Raw genomic sequence first — 12,632 nt, 5'->3', positions numbered from 1 at the left:
TGGCGCAGCTGTGCTAACGCGGCGACATGACCCAGACCCTCACCCTGACCCGCCCCGATGACTGGCATCTGCACCTGCGCGATGGCGCAATGCTCAAGGCCGTCCTGCCCGAAACGGCCCGTGACTTTGGCCGCGCCATCATCATGCCCAATCTGGTCCCGCCAGTGGTGACCGGTGCCCAGGCTGCAGCCTATCGCGACCGCATCCTGGCCGCCCTACCTGCGGGGATGGATTTTGCCCCGCTGATGACGCTCTACCTGACCGAAGACACCGATCCGGATGATGTCGCGGCGGCCCATGCCTCGGGTCTGATCACAGCTGTCAAGCTCTACCCGGCGGGGGCCACCACCAACTCCAGCAGTGGCGTCAGCAATTTTAACAAGGTCCGCCCCGTGCTGGAAAAAATGGCTGAAATCGGCCTGCCGCTCTGTGTACATGGCGAAATTACCGATGCGGATATCGACATCTTTGACCGCGAAGCCGTCTTTATCGACCGGGTGCTGGATCCGATCCGCACAGCAACCCCTGGCCTCAGGGTGGTGATGGAACATATCACCACTGCCAATGGCGTGGACTATGTCAAATCCGCGCCTCAGGATCTCGGTGCCACCATCACCACCCACCATCTGATCATCAACCGCAACCATATCCTGGTTGGCGGCATCAAACCCCATTACTACTGCCTGCCAGTGGCCAAACGCGAAGAACACCGCCAGGCCCTGCGCGCAGCCGCCACCTCTGGTGATGCCCGTTTCTTCCTTGGCACCGATTCCGCGCCCCATACGGACCCCAACAAGGAAAGTGGCTGCGGCTGTGCCGGCTGTTTCACCGCCACCAATACCATGGCGCTTTTGGCGCATGTCTTTGAGGAAGAGGGCGCATTGGACAGGCTGGAAGGCTTTGCCAGCAAAAACGGCCCTGCCTTTTATGGGGTGGCGGAAAACCAATCCACACTAACCTTGATAAAATCGGACAGCCCCAGCCAGTTCCCTGCCAAAATCAACAGCACCGACGGCCCCGTCACTGTCTTTGACCCCGGCTTTCCGGTCTTCTGGTCCACCACTGCCCAGTCCACCACCTCCCAGTCCACCACCGCCCAGTCCCCCACCTGACTCCCCTCCGCCTGCCCCGGCCCGCCTGAGCGCCCGCAAAGGGATCAGGCGCCCGGTTTCATCTTACCCTAAATACCTCCGCCGGAGGCTCCTGCCCGCGCCACGGGTCCCCAAGTTCCCAAAGGATACGCCATGATCCCAACCGCCTACCCCACCCGCGAAGAAATTGCCCGCCTCTCGGCCCGGATGCTGCTGGAAATCGGCGCCGTGAACTTTAACGCCCGCGAGCCCTATACCCTGGCCTCGGGCCTGCCCTCCCCCAGCTACGTCGATTGCCGCAAGCTGATCTCCTTTCCGCGCATCCGCACCACCTTGATGGATTTCCTCACCGTCACCGTGATGCGCAACGCCGGCTTTGAAGCCTTCGATAATATCGCCGGCGGCGAGACCGCAGGTATCCCCTTTGGCGCCCTGGTTGCCGAGCGCATGGCGCTGCCGATGACCTATGTGCGCAAAAAGCCCAAAGGCTACGGCCGCAATGCCCGCATCGAGGGCGTGATGAGCGAAGGCCAGCGGGTGCTCCTGGTCGAAGACATGACCACCGATGGCGGCTCCAAACTGTCCTTTGTCGACGCCATCCGCGAAACAGGTGCCACCTGCGGCCACACCGCGGTGATCTTCTACTATGATATCTTCCCCGAAACCACCAAACGGCTGGGCGACCACGGGGTTGAGCTGCATTATCTGTGCACCTGGTGGGATGTGCTGGAAGAAGCCAAGGCGCAACAGTGCTTTGACGCCGAAACCCTTGCCGAGGTGGAAAGCTTCCTCAAGGATCCGCGCGCCTGGCAAGAGGCCAACAAGAAAAGCTGAGGCGCGGAAAATTGCCGACCGCTTTCAGGGTCGCTCCGGTCTCGGAGCGACCTTTTCTATGGTGGTGCCCGTTTTTTCTATGGCGGTGCGAGCGTTTGCCCAGATACGGCTTAAATCCCCCACAGGGGAGCGCGTGTTATCCACAGAATTTCCCGATACCCAAACCCGGTAAAGCGCTTTACAACTGACGCTCAAACCAAAGAGAGCAGCAATGAACGATATTCCCCCCAGCGCGCCCCTGCCGGATGAAATGCCTGACCATATCTCCAGCGAGATGCCGGATGACATGGCACATGACATGGCCGCTGATCCCATCGCTGTCGGGCAGGCCCTGGCGCCGATTGGACAGGCTCCACTTGGGCAGGCCCGGATCGGACAGTCACTGGCTGGACAGGCACTGGCTGGACAGGCTGGCATGCCCGTCGCCTCGGCGGCGGTCGCAGCCGCGGTTGAGCTGCCCCACTCGGTTGAGGCAGAACAGCAGCTTTTGGGCGCGATCCTGACCAACAACGATGTCTATGACCGCATCGCCTCGATCATCAATGCCACCCATTTTTACGATCCGGTCCATACCCGAATCTATGAAATTGCCGCCGCGCGGATCTCCAAAAACGCCCTGGCCTCGCCGGTGACGCTCAAGGCCTTTATGGAAGATGACGAAGGGCTCAAGGAATTGGGCGGCCCTGCCTATCTGGCAAAGCTGGCCGGCGCGTCGATTTCCGCCTTTGCGGTGCGCGACTATGCGCAGATGATCTATGATCTGGCGATCCGGCGCGAGCTGATCGCCCTGGGCCAGAGCATCGCCGACAAGGCCCGCCGGGTTGATGTGGCCTCCGAGCCCAAGGAACAGATCGTCGAGGCAGAGCAGTCGCTGTATCAGCTGGCTGAACAGGGCCAGACCGAAAGTGGTTTCAAAAGCTTCCTCAAGGCGGTGACCGAAGCGGTCAATGTCACCAACGAGGCCTATCAGCGCGGCGGCGGCATGGCGGGTGTGTCCACCGGTCTTGCCGATCTCGACAAACAGCTCGGGGGGCTGCACCCATCGGATTTGCTGATCCTGGCGGGACGTCCCTCGATGGGGAAAACCTCGCTGGCCACCAACATCGCCTTCAACGTCGCCAAGGCCTATAAGAAAGGCGTCAAACCGGACGGCTCTGAGGGCGCCATTGATGGCGGCGTGGTGGGCTTTTTCTCGCTTGAGATGTCCGCCGAACAGCTGGCGGGCCGGGTTCTGGCCGAAGCCTCCGAGATTTCCTCGCATAAGATCCGTCAAGGCGACATGACCGAGAGCGAATTCCGCCGCTTTGTCCAGGCCGCCAAGGATCTGGAAAGCTGCCCGCTGTTCATCGACGACACCCCCGCCCTGCCGATCTCGCAGCTCGCCGCCCGTGCGCGGCGCCTGAAGCGGACCCATGGGCTGGACGTGCTGGTGATCGACTACCTGCAGCTTTGCCGCGGCATGGCGGAAAACCGGGTGAATGAAATTGCCGAGATCTCCATGGGGATGAAAGCCATCGCCAAGGAGCTGCAAATCCCGGTGATCGCCCTGTCACAGCTGTCGCGTCAGGTGGAAAACCGCGACGACAAACGCCCGCAGCTGTCTGACTTGCGGGAATCCGGCTCGATTGAACAGGATGCCGACGTGGTGATGTTCGTGTTCCGCGAGGAATACTACAAGGAGCGTGAAAAGCCCGGCGATCACGAGCTGGACAAGATGGAAGAATGGAAAACCGCGATGGAGCGCCTGCACGCCAAGGCCGAAGTCATCGTCGGCAAGCAGCGTCACGGCCCCATCGGCACGGTTGAGCTGTCCTTCACCGCCGAATTCACCCGCTTTGGCAACCTCGCCAAAGAATGGCAAAACGGCCCGCGCGAAGACGAGTATTAGGCCCTACAGCCCCCGCTACGAGATCACGCGGGGGCTCTTCCAACACGCACAAGCCCTCACACTCACAAAAAGTCCGCTTCTCTAATTGGGTTTCTAGGTCAAGCTCGTTTTCCTGTTTCTTTTGGGGCATTGTCACTCATCCGGGTCACGCTTCTCTTCGCAGTCTGGTTGATGCCGTCATGACACCGCTGCACGCATATGTCGGATCGGACGTGGAGAACCTTGCTTTGAGACGCGCTTCACTTTGCGCAGCAGACATTTTCGGCTTCTTCCACGAACCTCGTCCAGTGAGGGACGACCCCGTTAGGATTGGGGGGGGCGTTTTAGATCATGCCGTGCCTCCCACCTGGTCCTGACGGAATTCTGTGCCATCAATCCACATGCGGTGGAGCAAGACGGCGAGTTTACGGGCTACCGCGACCACCGCGCGACGGCGGCCTTTGGTGCGGATTAATCGCATGCCCCATGATTTGATCTGTGAGCCAGCCATCGTTCGCATCAGCAACGCATTTGCCGCAGCATACAATGTTGCGCGGACATCTCGATCTCCCGCTTTCGATATACGACCGGGATTATCGTGTTCCCCAGACTGATAGCGTCGTGGGGTCAGGCCAAAATGCGCGCCAACCGTGCGCGACCGCTTGAAGCGCGTCGGATCATCCACAGCAGCTTTAAATGTAAGTGACGCAATCGGGCCCACACCTGGAACGGTCATCATCCGCAGGCAAATTTCATCATGGCTAGCGGCCCGTTTGACGCGCCGGTCCAATTCCAGAAAGTGCTGATAGAGAACTACGCGGGCATCCAAGAGCGGCACCAAGGCATGCGCCAGCACGTCATCCATCTCGATGAGCGGCCGGACAACGCCATCAAAGCTGCCGTGCTTCACGGTCATAGGGAGGCGGATGCCGAAAATCTTCAACAGCCCACGGACTTCATTGGCGAGATCCATCGTCTTCTTCAGCAACGCCTTACGTGTGCTCAGTAGGGCGCGAACGCCATGCGCTTCGCGGCTCTTCATATGAACTGGACTGAACCAGCCCGTGCGCAAGACCTGAGCAATGCCCCGCGCGTCAGTCCTATCGGTTTTATTGCGCATCGCCGACAGCGCAGCATTCACCTGTCGGGCCTCCATACACACGACATCAAAACCTTCCGCTTTCAAGCCATGAAACAGATGTTGGCTCATGGTGCCCGCTTCAAAGCCGACCCGTTCAATCGGATGAGGAAAACTGGCAAGGCACACAGCGATATCGCTGACCTCACACGGCAACTCACGTTCCAAAAGCACCGTCCCCTTGGCATCAACGATACAAAGGGCGCACGACCGCAGCGACACATCTAATCCAGCATAATAGTCCATCTTCTGTCTCCCTTGTTCACAGCTAGCCTGTGATCCTATGGGAGCTCGACCTCAGAACAGAGGGCAGCCCAATTACGCATGCTTCGAGCCCTTGCCGTTTGTCACCTGCGCGGATTCAAGGCCGAAGGCCGCCGCGCATCGCCGGGCCGCCCCGGCACGGCGATTTGGCTTCTGTAGTGTCTGACAGGTAGTTAGGATGTGCTTGGCAGCCATAAACTGCCAGTCACTGAGGTCGGATCGCCGCACCACGGCCCGACGATGCGCGGCTTCGCACACCATTTCTAACGGCAGCTTGGTCCGCATCACGAGCCTTCAAGGATTGCCACAATCAGGTGTTTCGCCAATTGCCAAAGCATCGCTTTGGCAGCGCCCGAACCGCCCCCACGGGGCGGGCGCTTTGCTTCCCACCCCTCGGTTCGGACGCGGTGATTTTCTGAAACGGTTCAATGGCAGTTTGGCTATTGCTGTGGACATTGGAGAGCTTTGGTGATCCAAACCAGCCACAAGCCGCCCAATGCCACCATACCTGGCAGTTTTTACCGCGAATTTCACTTGACCCTCGCTGCGCGCATGTCAAGAACGGGGCATGAGCACGGCTAAACTGACAATCAATCTCGATGCGCTGGTGACCAACTGGCAGAATCTGAACGCCATGACCAACTGCGAAACCGCAGCTGTGGTCAAGGCAAACGGCTATGGGCTGGATGCAGGCCGCGTGGCCAAGGCATTGGCCGCAGGTGGCGCGCGCAATTTCTTTGTTGCCGCCGCCGAAGAAGGCGTGGCCCTGCGCCGCGCTCTTGGCCCTGGCCCCGGTATCTCGGTGTTTTCCGGCCATATGGAGGGCGACACCCGGCTGCTGAAGGAATTCCAGCTGGCGCCGATGCTGAACTCGCTCGATCAGATGCTGCGCCATTTTGAGACCCTTCCCGGCCATACCTTTGGAGTGCAACTGGACTCTGGCATGAACCGCCTTGGCATGGAGCCTGCCGAATGGGCCGCTGTGCGCGATATTGCCCTGGGGCAAAAGCCAGTACTGCTGATGTCGCATCTGGCCTGCAGTGATGAACCCGGCCATCCGATGAATACCCAGCAACTGCAGGTTTTCCACGAGATGACCGATGGGCTGGAGGTGCCGCGCTCGCTGGCAGCCACCGGCGGCATTATGCTGGGGCGCGACTATCATTTTGACCTGTGCCGTCCGGGCGTGGGCCTGTATGGCGGCGCGCCTTATGGCGATGCACTGCCGGTCGCGCAACTGGACCTGCCGGTTATTCAGACCCGCGATGTTGAGCCCGGCGAAAGCGTCGGCTATGGCAATTCCTGGGTGGCCCAGGTGCCCAGCCGCATCGCCACCGTTGCAGCCGGCTATGCCGATGGTCTGCACCGTGCCCTGATGACAGGCGGCATTGATCTGTTTGCAGGCGAGGCCCGCTGCCCTGTCGTGGGCCGTATCTCGATGGATCTGATCACCGTTGATGTTACCGCCCTGCCCGAGGTGCCTGCCAGCCTGACGCTGCTCAATGAAGTGCAAACCATTGACCATCTCGCCACGGCTGCGGGCACCATCGGCTATGAGATCCTCACCTCGATGGGGCATCGCTACGCACGGACCTATCAGGGATGAACCCTTTGACCCTTCTGGCCCGGCTGGGCCGCGCCTCTTTGGCGACGCTGGCGATGATTGGTCGGGTGGCCCTGTTTACGGTCAGCACCTTCACCCATATGCTGCGCCCGCCCTATTACCCGCGCGAGCTGGCCCTGTCGCTGCTGCAGATCGGCTGGCTCTCGCTGCCCGTGGTTGCCTTGACTGCGGTCTTTACCGGCGGCGCGCTGGCCCTGCAAATCTACGCTGGCGGTGCCCGGTTCAATGCCGAGGCCGTGGTGCCGCAGATTGTCGCCATTGGCATGGTGCGTGAACTTGGCCCTGTTCTGGTAGGGCTGATGATTGCCGCTCGGGTGACGTCTTCGATTGCGGCGGAAATTGCCACCATGAAGGTGACCGAACAAATCGACGCGCTGGTGACCCTGTCGACCAATCCAATGCAGTATCTCGTCGCCCCCCGGGTGCTGGCGGCGCTACTGACCGTACCTCTGCTGGTTGGCATCGGCGACATCATCGGCATCGCCGGAGGCTATACCGTTTCGGTGTATAATCTCGACTTCAACGCCGCCGCCTATCTGAAAAACACTGTTGATTTCCTTGAACCACTGGATGTGATCTCCTCTCTGGTCAAAGGCGCCTTCTTTGGCGTGATCGCCGCCACCATGGGCTGCTACTATGGCATGCAATCGGGCCGCGGTGCCCAGGGCGTGGGCCGTGCTACCAAATCCTCGGTCGAGGCGGCAGCGGTACTGATCCTGGCGACCAACTTTGTCCTGACAGGGGTGTTTTTCTCGCTATGACAGCTACGACACAGGGCCAAGCCCCCACCCCGATGATCAAGATGGACAACGTCCACAAGGCCTTTGGCGACAATCGCGTGCTGCGCGGTATGACTCTGGAGATCCCAAGGGCCAGCTCGATGGTGATCATTGGCGGCTCCGGCACCGGCAAATCCGTGGCGCTCAAAAGCGTGCTGGGGTTGATCACCCCCGACAGCGGCGAGATCTATGTCGATGGCAAGCCCGCGGGCTCTGGCGATCGCGATGCCTTTCTGGCGCGCTTTGGCATGTTGTTTCAGGGCGGTGCCCTGTTTGATTCCCTGCCCGTTTGGCAGAATGTCGCCTTTCGCCTGCAACGCGGCGCGCTGAAACGCCCCGCATCCGAGGCCCGCGAGATCGCTATTGAGAAACTGCGCCGCGTGGGGCTGAAACCGGATGTGGCCGACCGCCTGCCCGCCGAACTGTCTGGTGGCATGCAAAAACGCGTCGGCCTTGCCCGCGCCATTGCCGCCGAGCCTGAGATCATCTTCTTTGATGAGCCCACAACGGGGCTGGATCCGATCATGTCCGGAGTGATCAACGATCTCATCCGCGAAATTGTTGTCGAGATGGGCGCCACCGCGATGACCATCACCCATGATATGTCCTCAGTCCGCGCCATTGCCGATAATGTCGCCATGCTGCACGACGGTGTGATCCAGTGGACCGGGCCGGTTGCCGATATGGACCAGTCCGGTGATCCTTACCTCGACCAATTCATCCACGGCCGCGCCGAGGGGCCGATCGAGGCTGTGCGCTAACATGCCTGACGACTGCAAGTCGGTTATTGAGCTTATAAGTACGCCTCCAAACGCGTATGAAATCTACGCCGGTTACACCATTTCTGCACTCCCTATAGCTGCCGGTGTCGCGTTGTTTGCCAAACTCCGTACCGGTGCAGACAATACTGGCGCCTATGTCGGCGTGTTGTCGGCTGTCCTTTTTACTGCCGTGGTTATGCTGGACAGATTTGCCCCTGGGTTAAGCAACAGAATAATTCCCTCCCAGTTTCAAACCCTTTTGGTCGCGTTGCTTTTCTTTGGAACCCTGTTTGACTGGCTGCTGTGTACAATCCGAACACGGATGCGCCCCTTCATTCCAGACGCCATCGTGGTAACTCTTGTCGTCGCGGCAGTTTACTTAATGATCGCCAACCCACGCTACGATGGCCACTGCGACCCGCATCCTGCCGAGTCATTGGAAAACTGAACAGCTTGGTCGGCGCGTCTAAACAGGCTACGCAAGGCACAAGCTTGAGCTAAAGTTTCAGATTTCACCCCTTCTCAAACAGGCAGCGCGTCGCCAGTCTGATAAAAGTAACGAATTAGGTTGCAATGATCCTACGTCTCCTCACCCTGTCACTACTTGCCCTGTATCCTATTGCCTGGTTTGCACCCTTGATGCGGGCGGGGCTTCTACCGATCTTTGGCCTGAGCGAGATTTCTGTGATCACTGGCTTGCAAAGCCTCTGGGGCAGCGATGTTTTTTTGGCTCTTACAGTCACTGGGTTTGCAATCTTCGCCCCCTACCTTAAAACCATTGGACTGGCCTTGGTACAATGGGAGCTGCTGGATCCGCGCGCGCTGCCAGTGTTGCATGTTTTAGGCAAACTTGCGATGGCAGATATCTTTCTCCTTGCGCTCTATATTACACTGGCAAAGGGCATCGGCTATGCCACGATAGAGGTCGCATGGGGGCTCTATTTGTTTACTGCTTGCATTGTCATCTCGCTGATCCTCAGCCTGTTGACAGAACGGTCCCGGTGCCGGACAGATTAGTGAGGCCAAATGGGGCTTTGCCCCCTCGCGCCTCTGGCGCTCACCCCCAGGATATTTTTGGCCAAATGAAGTAACCCAGTTTTCATTTGGCCAAAAATATCCCGGAGCGCGAGGCAGAGCCTCGCCACTTGAACAAATAAAGAACATCTGACAGAAGGCCTTATGGCAAAATCAAATACCTTTTCATGCTCTGCCTGTGGCGCGAGCTTTTCCAAATGGTCCGGTCGGTGCGAAGGCTGCGGCGAATGGAACACTATTGTCGAAGACAAGGGCCTTTCTTCAGCTGGCCCTGCAAAAAAATCTCTTGGGATTCGACGCGGCAAGACGATCCCGCTGTCAGATCTTTCCACCGAGGAGACCCCACCGCCACGCGCCACCTGTGGTGTGGCGGAGCTGGACCGGGTGCTTGGAGGTGGCCTGGTTGCGGCCTCTGCCATCCTGGTTGGGGGTGACCCTGGGATTGGTAAATCGACCCTCCTGTTGCAGGCGGCTGCGCGCTTTGCCCAGGCTGGGGTTAAAACCATCTATGTCAGCGGCGAAGAGGCCTCGGCGCAGGTGCGGATGCGGGCGCAGCGGCTGGGGCTGGCGCAGGCGCCGGTGAAACTGGCTGCAGAAACCAACCTGCGCGATATCCTGACCACACTGGAAGCAGAAAGACCGCAGCTGGCGATCATCGATTCCATTCAGACCATGTGGGCAGATCACGTGGACAGCGCCCCCGGCTCTGTCAGTCAGGTGCGGGCCGCGGCGCACGAGTTGACGACATTTGCCAAGGCACAGGGGATTTCCATCATCATGGTTGGCCATGTCACCAAGGACGGCCAGATCGCCGGGCCTCGGGTTGTGGAACACATGGTCGACACGGTGCTCTATTTTGAAGGTGAGCGAGGGCATCAGTTCCGTATCCTGCGGGCGGTGAAAAACCGCTTTGGTCCGGCGGATGAGATTGGCGTCTTTGAAATGACCGGTTGCGGCCTCGCCGAGGTCACCAATCCTTCGGCGCTGTTCCTGTCCGGCCGCGGCGAGCCCTCCCCCGGTTCTGTTGTCTTTGCCGGTATTGAGGGCACCCGCCCGGTTCTGGTCGAGATGCAGGCGCTGGTGGCACCCTCGCCTCATTCGCAGCCCCGCCGCGCGGTGGTGGGCTGGGACAGTGCCCGCCTGGCGATGATCCTCGCCGTGCTGGAAGCGCGCTGCGGCATTCCCTTTGCCGGATTGGATGTCTACCTCAACGTTGCCGGTGGCATGAAAATCACGGAACCCGCTGCTGACCTGGCAGTGGCTGCAGCCCTGCTCAGTGCCCGTGAAGACGTCGCTCTTCCGGCGGATACGGCTGTTTTTGGAGAAATATCGCTATCCGGAGCCCTTCGTCCGGCCCCACAGACCGAAAACCGGTTGAAAGAGGCGCAAAAACTTGGTTTCACCTCTGCAATAGCTCCAAGTGGTGGCAAATCAGTTTCGATCAAGGGTCTTGGCCTCCGCCAAGTCTCCGATCTGGCGGGATTTGTTGGTGAATTCTTTGGAGCCGGCTAGAGTTGCCGAAATTTTGTTGCAGGCTAACGGGCGAGGGTTATGGAAGGTTTCACTATTATTGACGGGGTTGTGGCCCTGGTCATCGTATTATCGGCGCTTCTGGCCTATTCGCGTGGCTTTGTCCGCGAAGCCATGGCCATTGCAGGTTGGATAGCAGCCGGCATCCTTGCCTTTATGTTTGCCCCTCAGGTCGAACCGCTGATGGCAGAGATCCCGGTTGTGGGCGAATTCATTTCTGACAGTTGCGAACTCTCCATCATTGCCGCCTTTGCCGCTGTCTTTGCGGTGGCGCTGATCGTGGTATCATTTTTCACGCCGCTGTTCTCATCGCTGGTGCAGAGGTCTGCGCTTGGCGGTTTGGATCAGGGGGCCGGGTTCTTCTTTGGCGTGTTGCGCGGCATCCTGCTCGTGGCGATTGCCTTTTTCCTCTATAATGTGGTGATGACCGGGCAAAGCTTTACAATTGTTGACGAGAGCCGCTCGGCCGTGGTGTTTGAACAGATGATCGGCAAGATCGAAGACCGCAATCCCGAGCAGGCCCTCGGCTGGGTGACCCAGCAATACGAAGCCTTGATTGGCTCCTGCGGCAACTAAGCCTGGATCTGTTTACCAAGGTAAACCCGCATTGATTTTGAGAGGGCGCCTTATTGGCGCCCTTTTTCTATGGTGCGGCAAAGGCTTCACAGCTTTATCCACAGGATGCCTCGCCGTTGGTTAACACCACCCGTTAACCTTTAACCTTTTGTTAATCTTTGAGAATCACTTTTTCTGGTCGCAATTTGAAACTTCGAATTTGCGCGATATTCTTAAAGAATCCTCAAGCAGCCAGTTGGAAGGGTTAACAAAGGCGCGAAAAATCCACTTTTGTCGCCAAAAAAGAGCCCGAAAACGGAATTGGCCGCACCCCTGCCCCATTTACGTCCCAATTCGAGGGCCAGATAGGATCAACAAGACGAACAGGCACTTTCGCTCAGAAGGATCGACACCATGCTCCTGGATCATTTCAACTCTTTCGCCGATTATCAGCCGGTGGGCCTTTTGTTGGATTTCCCAATGGTGTGTCCAGTGCCGGAAGTTCAGGCGCCCCAGCGTTCCAAAACCGGAGGGTTCCTGCCCCAGACGCTGGTGGAAACCGATCGCGGCTTTATTCAGGCGCGTGACGTAAAGCCAGGTGATAGGGTCTACACCTATGATGGCGGCAGTCAGGAAGTCGAAACGGTTCGCCATGCGGTTCCCCGCTTGACCACCATGATGCATGTTCCTGCCGGCGCCCTGGGCAATGATTGTGACCTTCAACTGCCAGCGGATCAAATGGTTGCGCTGGAACTTGACGCGGTTGAACGTCTGTTTGGCCTGCCCCTGGTTCTGGTAAAGCTGATTTCCCTGGCCGGTCACAAAGGTATCAGTGCTCTGAGCCCCGAACGCCTGGGTCGTATCCATATTGAATGCGCCGAAGAAGAACTGATCTGGTCCGAAAGCGGTATGCTGATCCAGGCCGGAATAAGTGGGCCGGATAGCGCCTTCAAAGAACTCTCCCTGGCGGAAACCCGTCAGATCCTGGCAAGTGATGAGGGCCGCGCTCTGGTAATGACCACAGCCGCAGAAGCAGAAGCCGTTTTCCCAGATCTGCTGAAGGATCTGCTGGCCGCCCCAAAGGCCGAAGCAAAATCTGGTCCCAAAGCCGCCTGAGCCGAGCTCAAACCCATAGTTTTTCTCCCCCCCTCGGG

Annotated in this window: 12 protein-coding genes; 11 read left to right on the top strand and 1 reads right to left on the bottom strand. The window is 58.9% G+C overall.

The genetic code is table 11. The annotated features are described in order from the left end of the window. Positions 1–26: 26 nt before the first annotated feature. From pyrC to ARCT_RS0109130, 3 genes are all read left to right on the top strand, one after another. Entirely contained in the window at positions 27–1,112 is a 1,086-nt protein-coding gene (pyrC, locus tag ARCT_RS25735) for a dihydroorotase (protein WP_051360631.1), read from the top strand. Between the two features lie 132 nt (positions 1,113–1,244). Next, entirely contained in the window at positions 1,245–1,925 is a 681-nt protein-coding gene (locus tag ARCT_RS0109135) for an orotate phosphoribosyltransferase (RefSeq protein WP_027239797.1), read from the top strand. Positions 1,926–2,340: 415 nt separating this feature from the next. Then, complete coding sequence (locus tag ARCT_RS0109130) at positions 2,341–3,813, top strand: replicative DNA helicase (RefSeq protein WP_051361040.1); 1,473 nt, start codon at positions 2,341–2,343, stop codon at positions 3,811–3,813. 328 nt (positions 3,814–4,141) lie between these two features. Here the strand turns inward: ARCT_RS0109130 and ARCT_RS0109125 are convergent, their stop codons facing one another. Continuing rightward, the gene (locus ARCT_RS0109125) at positions 4,142–5,176 is read right to left on the bottom strand and encodes an IS110 family RNA-guided transposase (RefSeq protein WP_027239795.1); all 1,035 of its coding nucleotides are present in this window, start codon (positions 5,174–5,176) and stop codon (positions 4,142–4,144) included. Between the two features lie 586 nt (positions 5,177–5,762). Here ARCT_RS0109125 and alr point away from each other — a divergent pair. The 8 genes from alr to ARCT_RS0109075 all read left to right on the top strand — a co-directional run bounded on the left by alr (position 5,763) and on the right by ARCT_RS0109075 (position 12,594). Continuing rightward, positions 5,763–6,800, top strand: a complete 1,038-nt coding sequence (gene alr, locus ARCT_RS0109115) for an alanine racemase (protein WP_027239793.1) — start codon at positions 5,763–5,765, stop codon at positions 6,798–6,800. Continuing rightward, a complete protein-coding gene (locus ARCT_RS0109110) occupies positions 6,797–7,579 on the top strand; it encodes an MlaE family ABC transporter permease (protein ID WP_027239792.1) in 783 nt (260 codons plus the stop codon). The genes alr and ARCT_RS0109110 overlap by 4 nt, the downstream gene beginning before the upstream one ends. A 32-nt stretch (positions 7,580–7,611) precedes the next feature. Next, complete coding sequence (locus ARCT_RS0109105) at positions 7,612–8,358, top strand: ABC transporter ATP-binding protein (protein WP_027239791.1); 747 nt, start codon at positions 7,612–7,614, stop codon at positions 8,356–8,358. A gap of 1 nt (position 8,359) precedes the next feature. Continuing rightward, complete coding sequence (locus ARCT_RS0109100; protein ID WP_027239790.1) at positions 8,360–8,806, top strand: hypothetical protein; 447 nt, start codon at positions 8,360–8,362, stop codon at positions 8,804–8,806. A gap of 125 nt (positions 8,807–8,931) precedes the next feature. Then, positions 8,932–9,375, top strand: coding sequence for a paraquat-inducible protein A (locus ARCT_RS0109095; protein ID WP_027239789.1), 444 nt, complete (start codon positions 8,932–8,934; stop codon positions 9,373–9,375). A gap of 162 nt (positions 9,376–9,537) precedes the next feature. Further along, on the top strand, positions 9,538–10,905 hold the full coding sequence (gene radA, locus ARCT_RS0109090) for a DNA repair protein RadA (RefSeq protein WP_027239788.1): 1,368 nt from the start codon (positions 9,538–9,540) through the stop codon (positions 10,903–10,905). Between the two features lie 39 nt (positions 10,906–10,944). Continuing rightward, complete coding sequence (locus ARCT_RS25730; protein ID WP_036784673.1) at positions 10,945–11,499, top strand: CvpA family protein; 555 nt, start codon at positions 10,945–10,947, stop codon at positions 11,497–11,499. A gap of 393 nt (positions 11,500–11,892) precedes the next feature. Then, positions 11,893–12,594 carry a Hint domain-containing protein gene (locus tag ARCT_RS0109075; RefSeq protein ID WP_027239787.1) on the top strand — a complete coding sequence of 234 codons (702 nt, stop codon included), beginning with the start codon at positions 11,893–11,895 and terminating at the stop codon, positions 12,592–12,594. The last annotated feature ends 38 nt before the right edge of the window (positions 12,595–12,632 follow it).

It is taken from the genome of Pseudophaeobacter arcticus DSM 23566 (assembly GCF_000473205.1).
Lineage (GTDB): Bacteria > Pseudomonadota > Alphaproteobacteria > Rhodobacterales > Rhodobacteraceae > Pseudophaeobacter > Pseudophaeobacter arcticus.
Note: the sequence above shows the minus strand (reverse complement) of the source record. Positions and strands in the feature narration are given on the sequence as shown.

Coding starts and splice junctions, on each gene's coding strand:
- pyrC (WP_051360631.1), top strand. CDS start 27: ATGACCCAGACCCTCACCCTGACCCGCCCCGATGACTGGCATCTGCAC.
- ARCT_RS0109135 (WP_027239797.1), top strand. CDS start 1,245: ATGATCCCAACCGCCTACCCCACCCGCGAAGAAATTGCCCGCCTCTCG.
- ARCT_RS0109130 (WP_051361040.1), top strand. CDS start 2,341: ATGCCCGTCGCCTCGGCGGCGGTCGCAGCCGCGGTTGAGCTGCCCCAC.
- ARCT_RS0109125 (WP_027239795.1), bottom strand. CDS start 5,176: ATGGACTATTATGCTGGATTAGATGTGTCGCTGCGGTCGTGCGCCCTT.
- alr (WP_027239793.1), top strand. CDS start 5,763: ATGAGCACGGCTAAACTGACAATCAATCTCGATGCGCTGGTGACCAAC.
- ARCT_RS0109110 (WP_027239792.1), top strand. CDS start 6,797: ATGAACCCTTTGACCCTTCTGGCCCGGCTGGGCCGCGCCTCTTTGGCG.
- ARCT_RS0109105 (WP_027239791.1), top strand. CDS start 7,612: ATGATCAAGATGGACAACGTCCACAAGGCCTTTGGCGACAATCGCGTG.
- ARCT_RS0109100 (WP_027239790.1), top strand. CDS start 8,360: ATGCCTGACGACTGCAAGTCGGTTATTGAGCTTATAAGTACGCCTCCA.
- ARCT_RS0109095 (WP_027239789.1), top strand. CDS start 8,932: ATGATCCTACGTCTCCTCACCCTGTCACTACTTGCCCTGTATCCTATT.
- radA (WP_027239788.1), top strand. CDS start 9,538: ATGGCAAAATCAAATACCTTTTCATGCTCTGCCTGTGGCGCGAGCTTT.
- ARCT_RS25730 (WP_036784673.1), top strand. CDS start 10,945: ATGGAAGGTTTCACTATTATTGACGGGGTTGTGGCCCTGGTCATCGTA.
- ARCT_RS0109075 (WP_027239787.1), top strand. CDS start 11,893: ATGCTCCTGGATCATTTCAACTCTTTCGCCGATTATCAGCCGGTGGGC.